At 71.5% G+C, this 21,112-nt stretch carries 18 protein-coding genes; 9 read left to right on the top strand and 9 right to left on the bottom strand.

Translation table 11 applies throughout. From position 1 onward, the window contains the following. Positions 1-200 precede the first annotated feature (200 nt). The gene (locus ACFZBT_RS00210; RefSeq protein WP_391097318.1) at positions 201-1,712 is read left to right on the top strand and encodes an alpha-L-arabinofuranosidase C-terminal domain-containing protein; all 1,512 of its coding nucleotides are present in this window, start codon (positions 201-203) and stop codon (positions 1,710-1,712) included. Between the two features lie 20 nt (positions 1,713-1,732). Here ACFZBT_RS00210 and ACFZBT_RS00205 read toward each other — a convergent pair whose 3' ends face one another. Together ACFZBT_RS00205 and ACFZBT_RS00200 are read right to left on the bottom strand one after the other, a co-directional pair. Next, positions 1,733-2,788 carry a hypothetical protein gene (locus ACFZBT_RS00205; RefSeq protein ID WP_391097317.1) on the bottom strand — a complete coding sequence of 352 codons (1,056 nt, stop codon included), beginning with the start codon at positions 2,786-2,788 and terminating at the stop codon, positions 1,733-1,735. Between the two features lie 132 nt (positions 2,789-2,920). Next, complete coding sequence (locus ACFZBT_RS00200; RefSeq protein ID WP_391097316.1) at positions 2,921-5,917, bottom strand: beta-galactosidase; 2,997 nt, start codon at positions 5,915-5,917, stop codon at positions 2,921-2,923. A gap of 81 nt (positions 5,918-5,998) precedes the next feature. Here ACFZBT_RS00200 and ACFZBT_RS00195 point away from each other — a divergent pair, with 81 nt between their 5' ends. Further along, positions 5,999-6,457, top strand: coding sequence for an Rrf2 family transcriptional regulator (locus ACFZBT_RS00195; RefSeq protein WP_391097315.1), 459 nt, complete (start codon positions 5,999-6,001; stop codon positions 6,455-6,457). A 293-nt stretch (positions 6,458-6,750) separates the two neighbouring features. After that, positions 6,751-7,413: a DUF4360 domain-containing protein gene (locus ACFZBT_RS00190; RefSeq protein WP_391097314.1), complete on the top strand. Its 663-nt coding sequence runs from the start codon at positions 6,751-6,753 to the stop codon at positions 7,411-7,413. Between the two features lie 16 nt (positions 7,414-7,429). On the opposite strand, the gene ACFZBT_RS00185 is transcribed toward ACFZBT_RS00190, so the two are convergent. Together ACFZBT_RS00185 and ACFZBT_RS00180 are read right to left on the bottom strand one after the other, a co-directional pair. Then, positions 7,430-7,834, bottom strand: coding sequence for a hypothetical protein (locus ACFZBT_RS00185; RefSeq protein WP_391097313.1), 405 nt, complete (start codon positions 7,832-7,834; stop codon positions 7,430-7,432). 11 nt (positions 7,835-7,845) lie between these two features. Then, positions 7,846-8,619 carry an alpha/beta fold hydrolase gene (locus ACFZBT_RS00180; RefSeq protein ID WP_391097312.1) on the bottom strand — a complete coding sequence of 258 codons (774 nt, stop codon included), beginning with the start codon at positions 8,617-8,619 and terminating at the stop codon, positions 7,846-7,848. A gap of 89 nt (positions 8,620-8,708) precedes the next feature. Here ACFZBT_RS00180 and ACFZBT_RS00175 point away from each other — a divergent pair, with 89 nt between their 5' ends. Then, complete coding sequence (locus ACFZBT_RS00175; protein WP_391097311.1) at positions 8,709-9,257, top strand: YciI family protein; 549 nt, start codon at positions 8,709-8,711, stop codon at positions 9,255-9,257. A 79-nt stretch (positions 9,258-9,336) separates the two neighbouring features. Here ACFZBT_RS00175 and ACFZBT_RS00170 read toward each other — a convergent pair whose 3' ends face one another. The 3 genes from ACFZBT_RS00170 to ACFZBT_RS00160 form a co-directional block, all read right to left on the bottom strand. Continuing rightward, positions 9,337-10,098 carry an intradiol ring-cleavage dioxygenase gene (locus ACFZBT_RS00170; RefSeq protein WP_391097310.1) on the bottom strand — a complete coding sequence of 254 codons (762 nt, stop codon included), beginning with the start codon at positions 10,096-10,098 and terminating at the stop codon, positions 9,337-9,339. 781 nt (positions 10,099-10,879) lie between these two features. Next, positions 10,880-11,062, bottom strand: coding sequence for a DUF397 domain-containing protein (locus ACFZBT_RS00165; RefSeq protein WP_391097309.1), 183 nt, complete (start codon positions 11,060-11,062; stop codon positions 10,880-10,882). Further along, the gene (locus ACFZBT_RS00160; protein ID WP_391097308.1) at positions 11,059-11,874 is read right to left on the bottom strand and encodes a Scr1 family TA system antitoxin-like transcriptional regulator; all 816 of its coding nucleotides are present in this window, start codon (positions 11,872-11,874) and stop codon (positions 11,059-11,061) included. Before ACFZBT_RS00160 ends, ACFZBT_RS00165 begins: the two co-directional genes overlap by 4 nt. 129 nt (positions 11,875-12,003) lie before the next feature. Between ACFZBT_RS00160 and ACFZBT_RS00155 the strand changes: the two genes are divergently transcribed. The 3 genes from ACFZBT_RS00155 to ACFZBT_RS00145 all read left to right on the top strand — a co-directional run bounded on the left by ACFZBT_RS00155 (position 12,004) and on the right by ACFZBT_RS00145 (position 13,545). Beyond that, entirely contained in the window at positions 12,004-12,462 is a 459-nt protein-coding gene (locus tag ACFZBT_RS00155; protein ID WP_391097307.1) for an ATP-binding protein, read from the top strand. Between the two features lie 100 nt (positions 12,463-12,562). Then, on the top strand, positions 12,563-13,093 hold the full coding sequence (locus ACFZBT_RS00150; RefSeq protein WP_391097306.1) for a sigma-70 family RNA polymerase sigma factor: 531 nt from the start codon (positions 12,563-12,565) through the stop codon (positions 13,091-13,093). Between the two features lie 80 nt (positions 13,094-13,173). Next, positions 13,174-13,545 carry a peptidase inhibitor family I36 protein gene (locus ACFZBT_RS00145; RefSeq protein ID WP_391097305.1) on the top strand — a complete coding sequence of 124 codons (372 nt, stop codon included), beginning with the start codon at positions 13,174-13,176 and terminating at the stop codon, positions 13,543-13,545. A gap of 60 nt (positions 13,546-13,605) precedes the next feature. On the opposite strand, the gene ACFZBT_RS00140 is transcribed toward ACFZBT_RS00145, so the two are convergent. After that, positions 13,606-16,854 (bottom strand): BTAD domain-containing putative transcriptional regulator, encoded by a 3,249-nt coding sequence (locus ACFZBT_RS00140; protein ID WP_391097304.1) that lies wholly within the window; start codon positions 16,852-16,854, stop codon positions 13,606-13,608. A 429-nt stretch (positions 16,855-17,283) separates the two neighbouring features. Between ACFZBT_RS00140 and ACFZBT_RS00135 the strand changes: the two genes are divergently transcribed. Together ACFZBT_RS00135 and ACFZBT_RS00130 are read left to right on the top strand one after the other, a co-directional pair. Further along, a complete protein-coding gene (locus ACFZBT_RS00135; RefSeq protein ID WP_391097303.1) occupies positions 17,284-18,279 on the top strand; it encodes a hypothetical protein in 996 nt (331 codons plus the stop codon). A 209-nt stretch (positions 18,280-18,488) separates the two neighbouring features. Continuing rightward, positions 18,489-19,316, top strand: a complete 828-nt coding sequence (locus tag ACFZBT_RS00130) for a hypothetical protein (RefSeq protein WP_391097302.1) — start codon at positions 18,489-18,491, stop codon at positions 19,314-19,316. Between the two features lie 16 nt (positions 19,317-19,332). Here ACFZBT_RS00130 and ACFZBT_RS00125 read toward each other — a convergent pair whose 3' ends face one another. Continuing rightward, positions 19,333-21,096 (bottom strand): aminotransferase class I/II-fold pyridoxal phosphate-dependent enzyme, encoded by a 1,764-nt coding sequence (locus ACFZBT_RS00125; RefSeq protein WP_391097301.1) that lies wholly within the window; start codon positions 21,094-21,096, stop codon positions 19,333-19,335. Positions 21,097-21,112: the final 16 nt, after the last annotated feature.

Below are 21,112 nucleotides of genomic sequence, written 5' to 3'. Positions count from 1 at the left end.
GTGTTCACGTCATGCGATCCGGCGCCCGTTGTTCAATGGGGAACGACCGTTCCTGCACAGAAAGCGGTGTCCAGAGTCCGGCCGCCCCATTGACGCGTAGGCGCTCCGAATTTACGGTCCTGTTCGAAGTCACGAGCATAATTCGAAATGCCGAACGCCGGCTGTCTCGGAGAAATCGGCAGTCCTGGAGAAAGGCGACCATGCACACCGCCCGCTTCACCCTCGACCCCGCCTTCACCATCGGCGAGGTGAACCCCCGCCTCTTCGGCAGCTTCGTGGAACACCTCGGCCGCTGCGTCTACACCGGCATCTTCGAACCGGGCCACCCGACCGCGGACGCCGAAGGCATCCGCCAGGACGTCCTGGAGCTGGTCAGGGAACTCGGGGTCACGGCCGTCCGCTACCCCGGCGGCAACTTCGTCTCCGGCTACAAGTGGGAGGACTCGGTCGGCCCGGCCGAGGACCGCCCCCGCCGCCTCGACCTCGCCTGGCGCTCCACCGAGACCAACCGCTTCGGCCTCTCCGAGTACATCGCCTTCCTCCGCAGGATCGGCCCCCAGGCCGAACCCATGATGGCCATCAACCTCGGCACCCGCGGCGTCGCCGAAGCCCTGGAACTCCAGGAGTACGCCAACCACCCCGAGGGCACCGCCCTGTCCGACCTCCGCGCCTCCCACGGTGACAAGGACCCCTTCGGCATCAGACTCTGGTGCCTCGGCAACGAGATGGACGGCCCCTGGCAGACCGGCCACAAGACGGCCGAGGAGTACGGCCGGGTCGCCGCCGAGACGGCCCGTGCCATGCGCCAGATGGACCCCGGGGTCGAACTGGTCGCCTGCGGCTCCTCCAGCCAGTCCATGCCGACCTTCGCCGAGTGGGAGGCGACGGTCCTGGAGGAGACGTACGACCTCGTCGACCACATCTCCCTGCACGCCTACTACCAGCCCGAGAACGGCGACGTCGACTCCTTCCTGGCCTCCGCCGTCGACATGGAGTCCTTCATCGAGAACGTGGTCGCCACCGCCGACCACATCGGCGCGAAGCTGAAGTCGAAGAAGAAGATCAACCTCTCCTTCGACGAGTGGAACGTCTGGTACATCTCGCGGTGGCACGAGATCGAGAACTCCGGCGCGCGGGACTGGGCCGAGGCCCCCCGCCTCCTGGAGGACAACTACAGCGTCATGGACGCGGTCGTCTTCGGCTCGCTCCTCATCGCCCTGCTCCGGCACGCCGACCGCGTCACCGTCGCCTGCCTCGCCCAGCTCGTCAACGTCATCGCGCCGATCATGACCGAGCCGGGCGGCCCGGCCTGGCGGCAGACCACGTTCTTCCCGTTCGCGCAGGCGAGCCGGTACGGCCGCGGCCAGGTCCTCGACGTCCGCGTCGACTCACCGATGTACGAGACGAAGAAGTACGGCGACGCCGACCTGCTGCACGCCACCGCCGTACGCGCCGAGGACGGCACGGTCACCGTCTTCGCCGTCAACCGCGGCCGCACCGAGGCGCTGCCGCTGGAGGTCGCCCTCAGCGGGCTCGGCCTGACGTCGGTCGTCGAGCACAGCGCCCTCGCGGACGCCGACCCCGACGCCCGCAACACCCTCGACGACCCCGAGCGGGTGACCCCGCACACCGTCGACGGCACGGCCCTCCAGGACGGCACGCTGAGCACCGTCCTGGAGCCGCTGTCCTGGAACGTGATCCGGCTGGCGTGACGGCCAACCGGACGGGCGGGTCAGCGTTCTATCCGCAGCAGGGCGGACGAGGACGCCGAGGTCGACGTCGTACCGACCGCCCAGTAGCCGCCCGCCGAACCCGGCACGGAGGCAAGGGCGTTCATGACGACGGGGGTCGTGGCCACCGGCCCCCGCTCGCTCACCCACGCCCCGCCGTCCCACCGCAGGTAGTGGGCCCGGGTCTGGTCCCAGAAATCCCAGCCGGCGATCCGGTCCGGCCGGCCCTGCGCGTCGGCGACGATCCCGTTCAGCATGCCGACGCCGAACGGCCGGGTGACGCTCTCCCAGGTGCCGCCGTCCCCGCGCAGGAGCAGCACACCCGGGGGTTTGCCGGGCGGGCCGCCCACCCCGTAGTCGTAGCCGACGAGCCACAGGTCGTCGTCCGCCACCGGCAGCAGCCCGGTGATGCTCGCCCGGATGCCCTGGTAGGCGGGCAGTTCGCTCCAGGCCGAGCCGTCCCAGCGGGCGACGATCCCGACGCCGTACAGCCAGACGTCACCGGCCGGGGTCAGCTGGAGGCCCGAAGGCGTGGCGGCGGTCGCGCTCGGGGGCGCGGGCAGCCAGCTCCAGGTGCCGCCGTCCCGGTGCAGCAGCAGCCGGCCGTCGGAGTCGCGTCCGGAGAACCAGGCCCCGCCGCCGGGGTCGACCGCGACGCCGGTGAGGGAGGTGCCGGACTGCCCCCGCCCGGGGAAATCGGTCTCCCGCCAGGTCTGCCCGTCCCACCGCAGCACGTGCGTGGCCCCGGCCGTGTCGGTGCCGACGGCCCACGCCGAGCGGGCACACGTACCGGCGACGGAGTGCAGATATCCCCGCCAGGCCAGATGACCGAGGCCGGTGCGCGCCCATGCCGTGCCGTCCCACGCCAGGGCGAGCGGTGAGCCCAGGGTGCCCCCGCTGCGGCCCTCCTCGCCCACGGCCCACGCGAGACCGGCTCCGGCGGCCGCGACGTCCCGCAACTGCGCGGCCGGGGTGCCGTCCGGCACCGGCACGGCCTGCCACTCACGGGGCTCGCCGGTGTCCCGGGCGATCGCGGCCGGGGCGAGTCCCAGACCCACCCCGGCACCCACTAATCCGCTGATGAAACGCCGTCTTCGCACGAGATTCCCCTCCCGGTCAAAGCTCTTGAATCGGCAACACGGTGAACCACCGTGCCGGAGAAGGCAATGCACGAGAACGGCTCGATCCGGTCACACCGGCTTGACCGGCACCCCTCCCGCCGCCGCGCCCAGCAGGGTCAGCCGCACGTCCCCGGGCCCGGAAGGTGTGGTGCCGTCCGACAGCACCGCCAGCGCCAGTGTGTTGGCCCCACGTGTGCGGAGGATCCCGTTCGGCAGCACGAAGGTGTGCTGCGGCCCTACGTCGTTGATGTACTGGCCCATGTTCCAGCCGTTGAGGAAGATCTGCACGCGGTAGGCCCGGCCCGGGTCGTCGTCGAGGACGAGCCCGACCGAGGCGTCGACGCCCGGGTCGACGTCCAGCCGGAAGTCCGTCCGGTACCAGGTGACGCCCTGCCGCCGGTCGGCCCGGGGCAGTTCGGCGTCCTTCCAGTCCCCTTCGTCGTGGTCGTCGTGGTCGTCGTGCTCGGGCAGATGCCAGCCCTCGCGCTCCCCGTACAGCCCGCCGTTGTTCATCGGCCCGCGCACGGGATCGGGCGCGGCCGCGCCCTGGATCCGCCACGTCACCTCGGGGGAGCCGCCCTCGAAGGTGACGGCGGTCAGCCCGCGCGCCGCCTTGTGCGTGTCGAGCGCCTTGCCGTCCATGTCGTGCTGCATCGGCCGCACGAGCACGGACAGCACGTGCCGGTCGCGCTCCCCGTCCCGCGCCGCACGGAACCTCTCCCGCAGCTCCTCGGGCAGGGCGAAGGTGGCCTTCGCGGTCCACGTCCCCTGCCGGGCCCGGCTCCTGTCCGGTACGGGCATCCGGTGCGTGCCCAGCGGCTCGCCGTCCAGCCAGGCCATGAGCAGGCCCTGCGTGCCCGTGCTGTAGGCGAGGGAGACGGACTCGACGCCGTTCTCGTCGCTCCACTCGCCCCGGTACCAGACGTCGCCGTAGTGGAAGCCGTAGTCGTCGGCGAACAGCACGGGCTGCCCCTCGGGGACGGGCGTCGTACTGAAGGACGTCGTCCTGTCGGCCGCCGTCCAGCCGGAGTCGTCGAAACCGGGCTCGGCCTCCGGGTTCTCGGTCCGCCGCCGCCAGTTGTCGAGCGCGGGCAGGGCCGGCCGGGTCACCCCGGGGAGCGGCCGCAGCGCCAGCAGGCTGCCGGAGGCGCTGATCCGCGTGGGCACCGCACGCCCGTTCCACGTCACATGGGTGATCCCCGGCGGCCCCCACACCTCCAGGCCGGTCGCGCCGACGGTGTCGCCGGTGAGGTGGACCGTCGAGCCGCGCAGGGTGGCGGACCGCAGCAGCGAAGGGCCGTAGACGAGGAGCCGGCCGGACGGTGTCTCGTACGGCCACAGCCGCAGGGCGGTCGCGTCGTCGGCGAACAGCACCAGCATCGGCGTGTCCACGCCGTCGCCCTCGACCCGCACCCGGCTCAGCCCGCCGGCGCCGAGCGGAGCGGTGATGTTCAGCTTGTTGAGGTTCCAGGACCACGCGGGCTCCGCGTCCAGCCGCATGGGTGTCGGCTCGTCGACGCACTCCAGCACGACCTGCGCGAGATCGCCCCGCCGCCCCGCGAACACGGCGATGTCCTGCCGCCCTGCCGTCAGGCTCAGCATCGGCTGCACGGTGGAGTGCACCAGCGTCCGCTTCCCGAGCCTCAGACCGGCGGCGATCAGCTTGGCGTCCCGCGCCGGGACCATCACCGGCACGTCGATCCCGGCGCCCGGCAGCGTCACCGAGACCGCCTCGGCGGAGTCGTTGCGCAGGACGTAGAAGCGGGCGCCGGTGTCGGGGTTGGTCAGGGGGTAGACCTTGACCCGCTTGTCGGTGGCGCGCACGGCCTTCGCCCGCTTCAGCTTGGCGAGGTCGGGCAGGTGGCGCACCGACTGCCCGATCTGGTGCATCGAGGCGAGCTTGGGGGTGGCGTTGCGGGCCTCGTCGAAGGCGGCGCCGTAGTCGTACGACGTGTAGACGGCCGGGGCGGGCAGCCAGCCCCAGGAGGTGCCGCCGAACGTCATGTAGACGTTGTGCAGCGTGATGCCGTTGGCGAGGTTGGTCAGATAGAAGCGCCGCTCGTACGCCGCGTCCCGGGTCCGGCGGGCCTCGGCGTACCCCTTGCCGTCGAACCAGGAGCCGCCCCACGGGTCGAACCAGCCCCCGCCGAACTCGGGCACGAACCCGGGTGTGCGCGGACTGGCGCTCGCCCCGCCCTTCGCCCCGCCGGTCCCGAAGTGCCCCCAGTCGGGCGGCACTTCGTCCGGCTCCGGATACCCGTCGAACCCGTACAGCCAGCGCCCCTTCTCCCCGCCGGTGCCGAACGACCCGGGCGCCCAGTGGCCGCCCCGCCCCTTGTCGTTGTGGAACAGCGGCACGTCGATGCCGTCGGCGCGGACCTTCTCGTACAGGTACGACATGTAGGCGCGCCCGGCCGGCTCGTCGACGTGGGCGTCGTACTCGTTCTCGATCTGGTACAGCAGGACCGTGCCCGTACCCCGTGTGAACAGGCGCTTGGCGACGATGGCGTTGACGGCGGTCAGCCACTCGTCGACGTACTTCAGATACGTCGGGTCGGAGGTCCTGGCCGTGCCCTCGGTGGCGGTCAGCCAGCCGGGGAAGCCGCCGGCGTCGACCTCGGCGTTGATGTACGGGCCGGGCCGCAGGATCACGTACAGGCCGGTCTCGGCGGCCATGCGCAGGAACAGGTCCAGATCGCGCACCCCGGTGAAGTCGTACCGGCCGGGAGCGGCGGAATGGTAGTTCCAGGCGACGTACACGCTGACGGCGTTGTAGCCATGGGCCCGCATCTTCTGCAGCACATCCCGCCACAGGGACGGGCTCGGCAGCCGGAACGGGTGCATCTCGCCCGACCAGAGCACCAGGCGGCGGCCGTCGACCAGCAGCGAGTACCGGTCGAAGCCGATGCTGTGCCGCTCGCCGTCCGCGCTCGGCACCGGTGGGGGCGGGCCCGTGGGCGCGGTCCGTCCGGGGTGGGCGGAGGTCGGCGACCCGCTGCCGGTCAGCGCGAAGCCGAGCGCCGCCGTGCCGGCGAGAGCGTGGAAGGTACGCCTGCTGAGCTCCAAGGGAGCGCCTCCTGTTGTGCTGCCGTGCCGTGCGTGGTGCTGGTGCGTCATTGTCTACAGACCGACCGCGACAATGGTCCTATGAGGATCTCGGCACGAGCGGACTATGCGGTACGAGCGGTCGTGGAGCTGGCCGTCCGGCAGGGGGAGGGCCCGGTCAAGGCGGAGGCCGTGGCCACCGCGCAGGACATCCCCCACAAGTTCCTCGAGGGCATTCTCGGCGATCTGCGGCGCGGCGGCGTCGTCGACAGCCGCCGAGGCGGGGGCGGTGGCTACCGGCTGGCCCGCGAGGCCGGCGAGATCACGGTCGCGGACGTGATCCGGGCCGTGGACGGCCCGATCGTCTCGGTACGCGGCGAGCGGCCGACCGGCCTCGCCTACAGCGGTACCGCCGAGCCGCTGCTGCCGCTGTGGATCGCCCTGCGGGCCAATGTGCGCAGGATCCTGGAGGGCGTGACGGTCGCCGACCTCGCGGCCGGCGCGCTGCCCGAGCAGGTGGAGCGGCTGGCGGCGGAACCGGCGGCCTGGGAGAACCCGTGACGGGCCGCGTGCGCGGGGGAGCCGGTGGGTGATCCTCATCGGGTCCTCGGGGTGTCCTGGGGGCTGACGTATCGGTAACGCACCTTATGCGCCCGCCGACCACACGCGTGAACCCGCCACTGTGAATGGCCGGAGACCGCTCTGGCCACCCCTTCCCGCCCTGCGTACGATGCGACCGCCCCGGCCTTCACAGCTCCTTCATGGAACGGTCACAGGTGGGGGTGCATGCGCTGTCGTCTTGACATGCCCATGTCCATTTCGCGATCCACCCCCCACGAACGGATGGGAGAACCATGGCCGGTGGCCTGCTCCTGAGCGGCGCGGTAGCCGCGCTCCTCACCAGCGCACTCCCCGCAACATCCCCGTCCTCCGGGGCCTCCGGGTTCGACGACCCGCCCCCGGACAAGATCATCATCCAGGTCGCCACGGTGAACGGCTCCGGCTGTCCGCAGGGCACGGCGGCGGTCGCCGTCTCCGAGGACAACACCGCCTTCACGGTGACCTACAGCGACTACCTCGCCCAGGCGGGCGGGAACTCCGACCCGACCGCCTTCCGCAGGAACTGCCAGCTCAACCTGAAGGTCCACGTCCCCGGCGGCTTCACCTACGCCATCGCGAGCGCGGACTACCGGGGCTTCGCCGCCCTCCAGCGCGGCGCGAGCGCGACCCAGCGGGCCTCGTACTACTTCCAGGGCTCGCCCAGCACGGTCTACAAGAACCACCCCTTCAGCGGCCCCCTCAACGACAACTGGCAGGCCACCGACGAGACGGACTGGGCCCAACTGGTCTACGCGCCCTGTGGAGTCCAGCGCAACTTCAACATCAACACCGAGATCCGGGTCAACGCCGGCACCCAGTCGGCCGACAAGGTCAGCTTCATGACGATGGACTCGACGGACGGGGACATCAGCACGGTGTACCACCTGGCGTGGAAGGAGTGCCCGGCGAAGTCCTGACGGCGGCGCGGGAGCGTCAACCGCTGTGTCCGGGGCTGCCGGCCCCGGACACCGCGGTACCGGCAAGGACGTACGCGACGAGGGCCGGCACAGGCATGTGCCCGCCCGCGCGGTCGATGTCGTTGGTGAAGTACCCGGAGAGCACCGCCCAGACCAGCCCGCCGACGAGCACGAGCACGGCGTTGCCGGTCTCTCCCAGCACCCGCATGCCGGCCCACAGCAGAAGGGGCATGAGCGCCCAGGAAGCGGCCATGGTGAACAGGAACTCGAAGGCGCCGGCCCACATGTCGTCCTCGTTCGCGGCCGCGCTTTCGCGTGCTCCGGCGAAGCCGGCGTACATGAGGGAGTGGCAGGCCGCGGTGGCGGCGACGACGGTGACGGCGCCTTTGATGAACCGTGTCTTCAGTCGGAACGACTTCATCGACTGCTTCTCTACCGCTCTTCCAGTGCCGCCGCGGTCGCCTTCACGAAGGCTTCCGGGTTGTCCAGCATGATGTTGTGGCCGCAGTCGGGGATCTCGACGACGGACACACCTGCCTCGGTGAGGGCGTCCGCGCCCGGGAGCGGACCGTCGGCCTCGGGGAGCAGGAAAGTCCGGGGGATCTTCAGATCCAGCAGGAGTTCACGCATGGTCGGGACCGTGCCACGGGTGAGGTGGAACGCGCTGCGGTGCAGGGCCTCGCGGCCGGCCAGCCGCATGGTGGACCACCAGTGCGCCCCGGCCCGGTCGCGGATCTCCTCCCAGCCCCCGCCCCGCGCGAACTCCTCCTCGGTGTAGGAGGCGATACCGCTGCTGCCGGATGCCCCGGGCACCCGCGGGACGGGATCGAGGTTGGCGTCGATCAGCACCAGCCGGGAGACCAGGCCGGGGTGCCGGGCGGCCAGGACGATGGCCACGGAGCCGCCCATGCTGTGGGCGATCAGTTCGGCGGCCGAGACATCCGCGGCCCTCAGCGCGCCGGCGAGCGCGTCTGCGTGTGATTCCAGCGTGTACGCGAAGTGCGTCGGGCGGTCGCTGATGCCGTGGCCCAGGAGGTCCAGGAGCAGCGACCGGCGTCCGGCCAGGCGGGGATCGACCGCGACCTCCGTGAAGTAGGCCGGCGAGGTGGCGCCCAGTCCGTGCACGTAGACGCGCGGTGGCTCCTGCCCCGGCAGTTCGACCCAGCGGATTCGGTCGCCCTCGGGTGTTACGGCGGCGCTGCGCACGGTCTGCTGCTCTCCCGTCGTCCATCTGCGGTCACGAATGAGTGGAGAGACGAGAGTAGCCAGGTGTGGAGATGGAAGGGTCGGTTCTTATGGAGTTCTTCTGTTACCACCGTGACCGGGTCGGCTCCTTGCGACTGCGTGAGGAACTGGGGGAGGCGCACTGGGCCTATATGGACCGCTACGAGGCCGAGTTGATCGCCCGTGGGCCGACCTTCGCCGATGACGGGGAGACACCGACCGGCAGCGTGCACATCGTCGATCTGCCGGACTCCGCCGCCGCACGGGCGTTCGCCTTCGACGAGCCCAACCACCAGGCCGGGGTGTACCGGGACGTGCTGCTGCGGCGGTGGCGGAATCTGCTGGGGCGGACCATGTGGGACTTCCCCGGCGGCCTGGCGACCGGCGACCGCTACCTCGTGCTCGGCCTCGGCCCGAGCCCGGAGGCGGATCCTCAGGTTCCCGCCGAACGAGACGAACTGATCGCGTACGGCCCGCTCCTGTCCGACGACGGCGACGCCTGGCTGGGCACGGCGGCGCTGGTACGGGCGCCGGGTGCGGAGGCGGCGCGCGGGGTGCTGGCGGAGGGCCGGTACGCGGACATCGAGGTGCGTGCCTGGGAACCCGGCGGACGGCGGTGACGAGTGGCCCCGGGCCGGCAGAAGGGCTGTAGCCAGATGGGCTGTCGCCCCCTTCGGCCCGGGGCCGTGCGTCGGGGCGTCAGCCCTGTTCGACGCCCAGTGTCAGCGTGCCTGCGTAGCCGGCGGAGGTCGTGCCGCCCAAGGGTGTGAGCGTGAGGAGCCCCGAAGCCGCGCCTCCCTCGTCGTAGATGGAGTCCTGGGCCAGGGTGGTGCGGGGGACGGTGTTGACCTTGTACTCGGCGAGGGCCGCGACCCTGGTCGTGATCGTCTCGCTGAAGAAGAGCTGGCCGGTGTGGAGTTCCTCGCCGCCGGTGAAGGAGCCGTCGGGGGTCAGGGTGACGTCCGTGTGGACCTTGATGTGGATGTGGACGCAGCGGCCCCGGTACCAGCCGGGGTAGACCGTGGTGATCGCCGCGACGCCGCCGGCGTTCGTGAGGACTCCGCCCCGCAGGAACGTGCCGTTGTCGGGTTCCTCGTGGCCGTTGTTGCCCACGAAGCCGGAGTACTCGCCGAGGGCGTCGCAGTGCCAGATCTCCACCAGCGCGTTGTTCAGGGGCGCGCAGGTGTCGTCGTCCACGACCGTGAGCGTCAGCTTCAGCGGGATGCCGGTCTTGTCCTCGCTGATGTCGGAGCGGACGTACTGTCCGTCGAGGTAGTACGGGCCTTCGGTCATCTCCTTCGTGAGGGTGCAGACGGCGGTGGCGGCCACGGGGGTGGCGGCGGTCGGGGTGCTGGAGGCGGCTGCGCCTACGGCCAGGGCAGCTGCGGTGGCACCCGTGGCCAGGAGCACGGTACGGCGGCCGATGGGGTTGGGTTCGTGTGTCTCGGGGGTGTCTGTCATGGACACGGCACCCTAGGGAGGCTGCCTGTCGAAGAGCTGTGCGTTCGGCAAAGTGATGAACCGTCAAGTGCCTTGTCGGACAGGGGGTTTGCGAGGTGCTGGTGGGGCCGCCCGCTTCGTGGTCAGTGTCGTGCTTCCGCGAGCCGAGTAAAGGGCGCGCGCCGCGCGTCGCCTTCGGCGATCGGCCTCCGGCCGACCCTTGACTCGGCTCGCTCCAGCACGGGAGAGAAGCGAGCGGGCAGCCGGGGGAGAAGCGGGTGGCCAAGGGCGTCGCCCCCTCCGGTCGGCTGCGTAGCTGACCGGCGTGAGGGGCGCGCTCGCGCCTCGCCAGCACGCCGGGCGGGCTAAGCGGTGAACGGTGGGCGGGGCGACCATACGGCGGCCGACGGCCGGTGACGAGGGGCTGTGGGGCCGTGTGCCGGGTGTGCACTTGGAGCGTTTGGGCCGTCGTCCGGGCTCTCCACCCGGCCTTTGCCCTCCGCCTCTGGTCCCAAGTGCTCCACTTTCGCGCTTTGGGGCCCACCCCACCCGCCGGTAGCCGCTGAGCCGAGCCGGCGAGGCGCGAGCGCGCGCTCCCTCACGCCGAGCGGCCGGACAACCGGCCTCAGGGGCCGTCTGCCCTGGCCACCCGCCTTTCCGGGCCGCTCGCTCGCTTCTCTCCCGTGCTGGAACGGCCTGGGGCAAGGGGGGCCCGCAGGGCCATCGCCGAAGGCGACGCGTAGCGCCCTTGAGGCAGGCCGTGGAAGCACGACACTGGCTGGGAAGCGGGCGGCCCCGACAGTTACTTGCCGGCGTGCGTGAGGAAGGCGGACCAGGCGGTGGGGGAGAGGCGGAGTTCGGGGCCCTGCCTGTGCTTCGAGTCTCGGACGTGGATGGTGTCGGGGCGGGTGGCGACCTCCAGGCAGTCGCCAGAACCGCTGCTGCTGTAGCTCGACTTGAACCACGTCAGTTCGTCGGTGCTCATAGGTCTCCTCGCAAGCGCTGCAACAGGCTCACGGATTCTGAGAGGGAGAGAGCCTGTGCTCGCATCCTGGCATGCCTCCTTTGGAGCACGCTGACTACTTTCCGGTCGCTGACCAGCTGGCCGCTCTGCTGCCCTTCAAGATAGGCGAACCATTGGTTCTCCGGGGTTTCCAGCAATTGCAGGGGACCATGCAGTCCCGCATGTGATGGCTGCATCAACGGCATGACCTGGATCTCGACGTTGCGTAACTCGGCGATCTCCAGTACGTGATCGATGAGCCCTCTGGTGACCTCCACCCCACCGGTGCACCGCAGGAGCAGGTGCTCTTCGAGGATGAAGCTGAACGCGGTGTTCGGGCGTTCCCGCAACAGCCGCTTCCGTTCGGCACGTGCTGCCCACTGAGCCTCGATCTGCTCGTCGCCCAGCGGGGGCAGCTCATCGACGAACAATTGGCGTGCGTACGGCTCTGTCTGCAGCAGGCCAGGAATCATGCGGCACTCGTACGTGCACAAGGTGATCGCCACCTGTTCAAGCAAAGCCCACCTGCGGAACCAGGCGGCCAACCCCGGCTGCCGTTCCAACCGCCCCGCGGCTTTCTGGAGGACACCGGCGATTCCCAACGCCTCCTCAGCCCGTGTCACGAACTCCGGATCCGGCATCCGCCTCCCCAGCTCCACCGAAGCCACGGTGTGTTTGGAGAACCGCACCAGCTCTCCGAACTCCTCCCTGCTCAGCCCCGCGTGCTCGCGCAAGCCCTGGACCACCGCCCCGAACGTCCGCAGACTGTCCGACGACTCCGGTTCATCGACCACTGTCGGTCACCTCCCGGAGCATGGTTACGGGACGTCACCAGTACTGTCCAGTCCGTCACCGCGTACGCTGCCGCAGCGTACGCGGCGCCGACCTGGAGAACTCCGGCCGGCACCCGCCACATTGGGCGCATGACAGCACCGACCACCCCCACGACACCCCAACCGCCGGTCACCGTACGTGTGTTCAGCCAGCGCTTCAGTGCCACCCCTCGCGGCGCCCGTCTCGCCCGGCGTCTGGCCGCTCACCAGCTGCACGGCTGGGGCATCCCCCACGGCTCCGACGCATCCGAGACCGTCGTCCTGATCGTCGCCGAGCTGGCCGCCAACGCCGTGACGCACGGGCGGGTGCCAGGGCGGGACTTCGAGTTGCGGCTCGGTCTCGTCACGGGGGGCGTGCGGATCGAGGTCTGTGACACGCGGGCCGGAGCGCGCCCGCCCGGGCCGCGAGAGGTGCGTACCCCGCGCCCTCTCGACGAGCACGGCCGGGGGCTCCTCCTCGTCGACGCGCTCGCCGACCGGTGGGAAGTACTGCGGCGCGAGCCCGGCAAGACCGTTCGCGCCGAGGTCGATCTCCCGGCCGTCCCGTAGTCCCGTAGGCATTCAACATTTCCTCAATCCCCCTTCCACGCGCGCGGAGAAGAGTCCCCCTGCACATGCACCGCACGTACTCACGGGGATTGCAGGATCAATGAGCGAGTCATCGACCGAAGCCCGCCGCACGTCGTTCGACGAGGTGTTCTGCGGGCTGTTGCCCAAACTGTACGCCCGCGCGGCCGCCCTCAGCGGGGCCGCGCAAGGGGGCGAGGACGTCGTCCACGAGGTGTATCTGAAACTGGCCTCACGGCCGAGGAGGTTCCTGGAGCATAAGGAACCGGCCGCCTACGCCTTCTCCGCATTGGCGAGTACGACCCGGGACGTGTGGCGGCGAGAGCGGAGGCACGTGCCCGTGCCGTCGGGGGAACCGCACTGCGGCACCTGGGACGGCGGGCTGGAGAAGCGGAACGCGGAGATCGAGGCCGTGCGACTGCTGGACCAGCTGCCCCGCCGGCAGGCATGCGTGGTGATCCTCGTCGACCTGGACGGATGCACCACTGAGCAGGCGGCCCGGGTTCTGGGGATCGGGCGGGGGACGGCGGCCCGGTACCGGACGCGGGCCATGCGCCGGCTGCGTCGTCTACTCGCGCCAACGGACGGCGCCCTGGACAGCGATGTGGCGTGAGTCACAGGCGGAAAGGACATGTGAGTCCGCGCCGAGATTCGTGTGCTTGGTGACAGTGCACGCCACAGAAGGAGAGAATCGTGCTGAACCGTCGTCTTCGGACCGGTGCCCTGATGACCGCCGCGACCGCCGGCCTGCTGACCCTCAGCCTCGCGCCCAGCGCCCAGGCCGCGCCCGACGACGCGGCGCAGAGCGCGGCGGCCCGGGCCAAGGCCGCCTGCCCTGTCGACAACGTCTGCTTCTTCCCGGAGCCGAACTTCGGCGGAACCCCGTCGAACGTGAACCCGGCGAACCTGCCCGTGTGCGGCAAGACCCCGATCATCGCGAAGTCGGTCGTCAACCACACCGCCGAGGTCTACTCGTTCCACGACCGCACCGGGTGCGGTGGGGCCAAGGTGACGCTCAACCCAGGCCAGGAGAACCCCAACTTCACCGCGGTGAGCTGGCGCTGACAGCGCACCGGACCCGGGGCTCCGCGACCGCGACGCCGGTCGTGGGGCTCCGCCCGTGTCTCACAGGCCCTCGGGCGGGTGCGCGCCGGTGTCCGCGTAGATCGCCCGGGCCCGGTGCCGGACGGAGTCGGCCTCGGGGTCGTCGAGGGCGTGCAGGGCCTCGCCCAGGACGGCCAGGGATCTGGCTTCGCCCAGGCGGTGGCCCGTGCGGCGGTGGAGGGCGAGGGCCGTGCGGGCTCTGGCGTGTGCCGCGGCCGGCCGCCCCTCGGCGGTGTGGATGGCGGCCAGTTCGGTCAGGGTCCGGCCCTTGACCACGTCGAAGCCGCCCCGGCGTGCCAGGGCCAGCGCCTGGCGGGCGCGGGTGAGGGCCTCGCGGTGGTGGTGTCGTGCGCGGTGGGCCTCGGCCAGGCCGAGCAGGCTTTCCGCCTCGGTGCGCTGGTTGCCCACCTCGCGGGCGATGGACAGGGCGCGTTCGTGGATGCGGGCGGCTTCCTCCGGGTGGCCCGTGCGCAGGCGGGCGTCGGCGAGTGTGGTGAGGGCGATCGCCAGCAGCCGATCCCGGCCGGTGTTCTCGGCGAGGCGGAGGGAGCGTCCGGCGTAGGTCAGCGCCTGTTCGTGGCGGCCGAGGTCCAGCGCGATCCTGGCCGTGATGTCGAGGGTCGTGGGATTGGCGTTCCGCGGTTCGGAGGGCACCACCCCGGTGTCTGCCACGGTGCTGTCGTCGGCGGCGGCCGCGCCCAGTGCCCCGGCCGCCTCCCGCAGCCTGCCCTGTTCCCAGTAGACCGCGCTGAGCGCGGGCAGCCGATGGGCCTCGTCACCTGCTCCGGCCCGGCGGAGCGTGCGCAGCGCCTGCTCCAGGTGTCCGGCGGACAGCTCCAGCCGGCCGCGGTCCCGGTAGGCAAGGCCGAGACCGATCAGGGCTTGTGCCTCGGCGTCGAGGCGTCCGGCCGCGCGGGCCAGCCCGAGCGCCTCGGTGAAGTGCCGGAGGGCGTCGTCGAGGCGGGCCGCCTCCGCGTCCACCAGACCGAGTCCGCCCAGGGCAAGGGCCTGGCCCAGCAGATTACCGGTCTCGCGGTGCAGGCGCAGGACACGGGTGTGGTGGTCGACGGCCTGGGGGTGGTGGCCCATGTCCCAGTGGGCGATGCCCAGGCTGCGGTGCATGGCGGCTTGGCCGCGCTTGTCCTCGTCGGCCTCCGCCGCTCGCAGTGCGGCCTGGGCGGCGGACTGCCAGACGCCGCGCGGCAGGTCGAGCCAGCAGTAGCGCAGGAGGGCGGTCATCAGGTGCCAGGCGATGTGCCGTGGGCCGGAGTCGGCGGTGTGCTCCACGGCCGCCAGCAGGTTGGCCCGCTCCGAGTCGAGCCGGTTGCGGGCCGCGGTGATCTCGTCCGGGGTGGCGCCGGGCGATCCGGCCGGGTCGTTCGGGCCGGCGGGGTCCCGGGGGAGCTGGGGGTACTGCCAGGGGAGGACGCCGCCCGCCGTCTCGGCAGTGCGGAGGTAGGAGGCGTACAGGCGCTTCTCGGCCGCCGCCCGCTCCGGCGGGGGCTCCTCGGCCGTGGCGCGCTCGCGCGCGTAGTCGCGCAACAGGTCGTGGAAGAGGTACCGGTCGGGTGCGGGGGACTCGATCAGATGGGCCGTCGCCAGGGTCCTCAGCAACGACCCCGCCCTGGCCTCCGACGTGTCGAGGAGCGCCGCCGCGGCGGGCCGGGTGAGGTCCGGGCCGGGGATCAGGCCGAGGAGGCGGAAGAGCCGTTGGGCATCCGGGGCCAGGGCGCGGTAGGAGAGGCCGAAGGCGGCGCTCACGGCGGAGGAGCGGTCGTCGTCCAGCTCCAGCGTGGCCAGCCGGTCGCCGTCCGCCAGCTCGGCGGCCAGTCCCGCGAGGGGCCGGTCCCGGTCGCCGAGCAGATGCGCGGCGGCCACCCGCAGGGCCAGCGGCAGCAGCCCGCACCGCCGGGCCAGGTCCCCGGCCGCCTCCGGCTCGGCCGCAACGCGCCGCTCTCCCAGTACGGCGGCCAGCAGCGCCCGGGCCTCGCCCGGGTCGAGGACGTCGAGGCGCAGCGGCTCGGCGCCGTTCCGGGCGACCAGGCCGGTCAGCCGGTGGCGGCTGGTGACCAGGACGCGGCAGGTGGGGCTGCCGGGCAGGAGCGGACGGACCTGTCGGACGGAGGCGGCGTTGTCCAGCAGGATGAGCATCCGCCGCCCGTCCAGCAGGGAGCGGTAGCGGCGGGCCTGCTCGTCCGGGTCGGAGGGGATCTGCTGCGGCGTCAGGCCCAGGCTGCGCAACAACTGGCCGAGTGCCTGCTGCGGGTCCACGGGGGCGCTCTCGTGGTCGTAGCCGCGCAGGTTGACGTAGAGCTGGCCGTCGGGGAAGCGGTCCCGCACCTGATGGGCGAAGCGCAAGGCCAGCGCGGTCTTGCCGACGCCCGCGGCGCCGCTGATCACCGAGATCATGACCGCTTCCCCGGCGGGTACGTCCAGTTGTGCGCTCAGCCGGGCCAGGGCCTCCGTGCGACCGCTGAACCCCGCCACGTCGTGCGGCAGTTCGGCGGGCACGACGGGCGGGTCCGCTTCGGCCTCCGTGGCCGGGCCCCGCAGGATCCGGCGGTGCAGGGCCCGCAGTTCGGTGCCGGGGTCGACGCCGAGTTCCTCGGCGAGACGGTGCCGGATGTCCTCGTATGCCTCCAGCGCCTCGGCCTGGCGGTCACCGCGGCAGAGGGCGGTCATCAGGTGCCGTACGACCCGCTCGTCCAGCGGGTGCGCGGCGGCGAGGTGCCGCAGCTGCTCCAGTGCCTGCTGGTGGCGGCCCAGCCGTAATTCGAGTTCGTGGTAGCGGAGTTCCGCCGTGAGGCGCTCGTCGCCCAGTCTGGCGCGGGTCTCCTCCGCCCAGGCGCCGGGCAGGCCCGTCAGGGCTTCCCCGTGCCACCGGCCGAGGGCGTCGCGCAGCAGGTCAGCGGCCTGGCCGGTGTCGGCGGAACGGCGGGCCTCGGCCACCAGCCGGCGGAAGCGGTGGACGTCCACCGACTCGGGGTCGACGTCCAGCAGATAGCCGCCGGAGCTGCGCGCCAGGCGCACCCCGGGGGCTCCCGCGGAACGCAGTGCGGCGCGCAGCCGGCCGACGTACCCCGACAGGATGTTGCGGACCGAGCCCGGCGGGTTCTCGCCCCACACCCGGTCGATCAGCCGCTCCGCCGAGACCACCCGGCCCGCGTCGCACAACAGCACGGCCAGTACGCACCGTTGCTTGGCATGGCCGAGATCCACCGGGCCCGTATTCAGGTGGGCCTCCACGGTCCCGAGCAACCGGAACTCCACAGGGCCTCCCCCCTTCGCGCCGTGCCATGGTCTCCCTTTCCTCCTGTCCAGCCTCGATCGTCCGGCGCCGGCCTAAACGGTCTCTCAACGGATCTTCAACGGATCTCCCAGGCCGGTCACAGCTGTTGCCGCGCGGACCCGGCTGTTGCTGCGCGGACCATTGACGCGCAAGGGGTTCGATTCCACGATCCCGTTCGAGACTGAACCCCGTTCGATAGAGTCCCGTTTCTTTCTTTTTATTTCCTTTTCTTTCCCTCGGTTTGGCGATCTCCGTAGGCGGATAATATGCGGCCTGCAACGTCCGGTGCGTTGGCCATGAGGTGGGGGCGTATGGTGAGCGTGTTTCCTGACGGGTTGTCGAGGCGGGCCGATTCGTTTCGGCGAGGGTCGCTGCCGACCCTCGCCGCGGTCGCATTCGCAGGCATTCTGGTGACCGCAGGATGTGGATCGCCGGAGAAGCCTCGGGCCGGTGTCCCCGCCGGCCCGACCGGCACGGCGGGCGTGCCCGGTTCGGATGACACGGGCGAGGGCACGGACTCCCCCGGCGGTTCCTGGGACGGCTCGGGCGGCGGTTCCGCCAGCGGCGGCTCGACCGGTGGTGGAACGGGCGGCTCCTCCCCGAGTTCGGGCGGCTCGGGCAGCGGGGGCGAGACCTGGACCGGCGGTGGCGAGGGGAGCTCCACCTGGAAGCCCGGCCGGACCAAGGGGAGCCGAGGCAACGGCGGCTCCGGCGGAGAACGCGAAAGGTCCACCGACCCGGCTCCCGACCGGGAGTTCTCCTGGGCCCCGTTCGGACCCAGTTCACCGGAGTGGGACGGAATCAACACGGACCACGTCTATGACTTGGTACAGGCGAGGAACTGTCCCGAGGCCAAGCGCTGGTACGACAACGCGGGCCCGAGGAATTGGCAGGCGCGGCCCGCCGCCTGGAAGGTACTGGAAGGGCTGATCGCCGCTTGCTACGCCGTCGGCGGAGATGAAGCCGAATGGCAGAAGGCGATCGACGCGTACGCCGTCGTCAAGAACCAGCCGTCGGGAGACTGCAAGTACACAGCGGCGCGCCGCACCCTCGGGCAACTCGCCGAATTCCGGGCCGCGCATCCCGACGCCGGAATTCGGATTCGCCCGGCCGGCAACGGGGTCCAGGCCTGCCCGTCGGTCATCACCGGCATGTCCCCCAGGCAGGCGGCGCCCGGAGCCCTGGTGGAGGTCAAGGGGACCTGGCCCAGCGCGGCGACGGTGTACGCGTACGGCCGTGAAGTCCGCCTCGTCGACAACGCCAACGGCAGGGACCCCGTCTGCTGCCTCAACGCCACCGTGACGTTCGAGATCCCCGCGGACGCGCCCGCCGGGGCCGTGCGGATCACTCTGAAGACCCGGAGCGTCGAGTTGGACGCGGGTGAACTCACGGTCATCGCCCCCTGACCATGGCCGCTCCCACCGACGGATCCTGGTTCAGATCGCTGACCACCCGCCTCCGGCGCGTGCCGCCCCCCGCGTCCGACCCCGATCCCGTACCTGATCCCGCGCCCGATTCCGATCCCGCGCCACCACCGTCCCCGGCACCCTCCGTCCATCCGCCGAGCACACCGGAACCCGGGCCCCCGCCGGACGGTCCTCAACGGCCTGGATGGATGGAACTCCTCGGCACCATCGGCTCCCTCGTGTCCCTGCTCGCGGCCGTGCTCTTCTACTTCGGCTGGGCCAGCACCGACGCGGAGACCCGCGCCCTCGGCCTGCGCGACAGCATCTTTCGTCTCTCCACCAGCGAGTACCTGCTGCGCAGCGTCGAGGCCCTCTTCCTGCCCGCCTTCCTGGTCGTCGGAGCCCTGCTCGCCGCCATCGGGGTCCAGCGCTGGGTCACGAGTTCCCCCGGGCGAGCCGAGACCGCCGTACGCCGTATGCGCTGGGGGTGGCTGCCTCCCCTCGTCCTCGCGCCCTGCTACGTCCTGCACCCGGCCCTCTTCGAGCTGGTCCTTCCCCTCGTCGCCATCCCCGGACTCCTGGCAACCGCCTACGCCCTCACCCGGCCCGCCCAGCCGGCCGCGACCGATATCGCCCAACGGCGGCTACGCCTCAACATCTGGGCGCTGGCCCTCGTCCTGTGCCTGCTCTCCCTCTTCTGGGCCGTCTCCTCGTACGCCGGCATCGTCGGCCGCGGCCGCGCCGAGGAAGCCGCGCAGGCGGTGAACACGCCCGCCTTTCCCAGCGTCGTGGTCTTCAGCGAGAAGGACCTGATGATCCGCGGGGGCGGCGCCTGTCACCAGCGCGTGAAGGCCGAGAACAGCGCATACGCCTTCCGGTACTCGGGCCTCCGGCTGTTCTACGTCTCCGGCGACCGCGTGTATCTCGTGGACTGGAAGTGGCGCCCCTCCAGCGGAACCTTGTGGGTGGTGCGCGAGAGCGACTCGGTGCGCGTCGAGTATGTGAGCGGACCCCTGGGCCGTGAGCCGGAGTGCTGACCCGGCGTGTGCGGCGCTACCCGGCCTGCCCCATCCCCGCCGCGTTGGGCCAGGCCTGAGTGCCCGGCCAGCCCGTGGCAGGGGCGGGGGACAAGCCGTTCGTGCCCCTGACCTGTGCGGCGGTCAGTCCGCCCCGGGCGGGAACGCCCGGCGGCGTGGGCCCGGCCGCGGCCGGCGCGGGCGCCGGTGTCGGTATGGGAGCCGGCGCCGGAGCAGGGACCGGCGCCGGGGCTGGGGTGGGGACCGGAGCCGGAGCCGGAGCCGGAGCCGGAGTCGGCGCCTGCGCGACAGGCGCCAGCGGCTGCTGGACCGGGGCGGCCATGGGCTGCGGAGCGGGCTGGGGCACCGGCTGCGGCACAGCCTGCGGCATCTGCTGCTGTCCCATCTGGCCCAGCTGTGTCATCTGGCCCATCTGGGCCGCCGCCGGCATCGGCATCCCTCCGCCCGGGCCCGCCGGGGCGGCGGACGCGGTGGCGGGGAGTGGCATGCCGGTGCCGACGGCGGCCGGGGGTACGGCGGGCCCCGGACCACCGAAACCGGTGGCCTGAGCGGCGAGCCCGCGCATGCCCGACCCGTTGGTCTCGCTCACCAGGCGGTCCACGGCCGCCGTACCCGAGCTGTAGCTGGTCCCGTTGCCCAGCTCCGGTACGGCGGCTCCCCTCCTGGACGTCCCGTAGAGCACCTGTTCCAGGCCGGACACCAGGCGACGCACGTCCACCTGGGGGCGCACCACGAGACGCAGGAAGCGGCTGGACGAACCGATCTTGTTGCCGCACTCGCGGACCAGGATCCGGTGCTCGGTGAGCATCCTGTCCCGGACCACGGTGCCCTCGGCGCCCACGGGGAGGCGCACGAAGAGGAAGTTGCCCTGCGACGGGTAGACCGTCAGTCCGGGCAGGGAAGAGAGCTGGCTGGCCATGTCGAGCCGGTCGCGGCGCACCTGCTGGAGGCTCTGCGCGTACTCCGCGCCGTGCTCCTTGAGCATGAAGACGACATGCTCGGCGAAGGAGTTGAGGTTCCACTTCGGCAGCATCGAGCGGACGCGGCCCGCGAGCGCCGGGTTGGCGACGAGGTAGCCGAAGCGGATGCCGTGCAGGCCGAAGTTCTTGCCGAGGCTGCGCAGCACGATGACGTTGGGCCGCAGCATGGCCTCCTGGACGACGGACGGCTCGGCCTCGGCGTCCGCGAACTCCAGGAACGACTCGTCGATGACGACCAGGTCGAGGTCGGCCATGGCGTCCATGAACTGCACGATGGCGTGCTTGTGGAGGAAGCCGCCGTCGGGGTTGTTGGGGTTGCAGATGACGGCGACGCGCGTGCCCCTGGCGCGGATGAACTCGGCGTACTGCGCGAGGTCGAGGGCGAATCCGCTGGACTCCTGGAGCGGGAACATGTCGACCCGCTTGCCGGTCTCCATGGGCTGGTCGGTCCAGCGGCCGAAGGTGGGGACGGGGATGGCGAGGGACTCGCGGACCAGCAGGTGGTCGATCCAGGTGATGAGCTCGGTGGAGCCGTTGCCCATGGCCACGCACTGCGGCGGCAGCTGGAGCAGGCTGCACAGCTCGGCCGTGATGGTGTCGGCGCCGCTCGGGTAGTACGTGATGATGTCGCGGAGTCTGGCCGACATGTCGTCGAACATGGCCGGGGTGGGGAAGTACGGGTTGCAGGGGATACAGAAGTCCACGGGGCCGGCTCCCTCGCCGCCCTCGCGTGTCAGAGCCGCCATCGACGGGCTGTGTGCCGCGGTACTGCGGAACAGCGACGTGACGTTGTCGGCCATGGAACCTCCGTATGAG

This window comes from Streptomyces sp. NPDC008137 (assembly GCF_042957035.1).
GTDB lineage: Bacteria > Actinomycetota > Actinomycetes > Streptomycetales > Streptomycetaceae > Streptomyces.
This window is presented reverse-complemented; position numbering and strand designations above follow the sequence as displayed.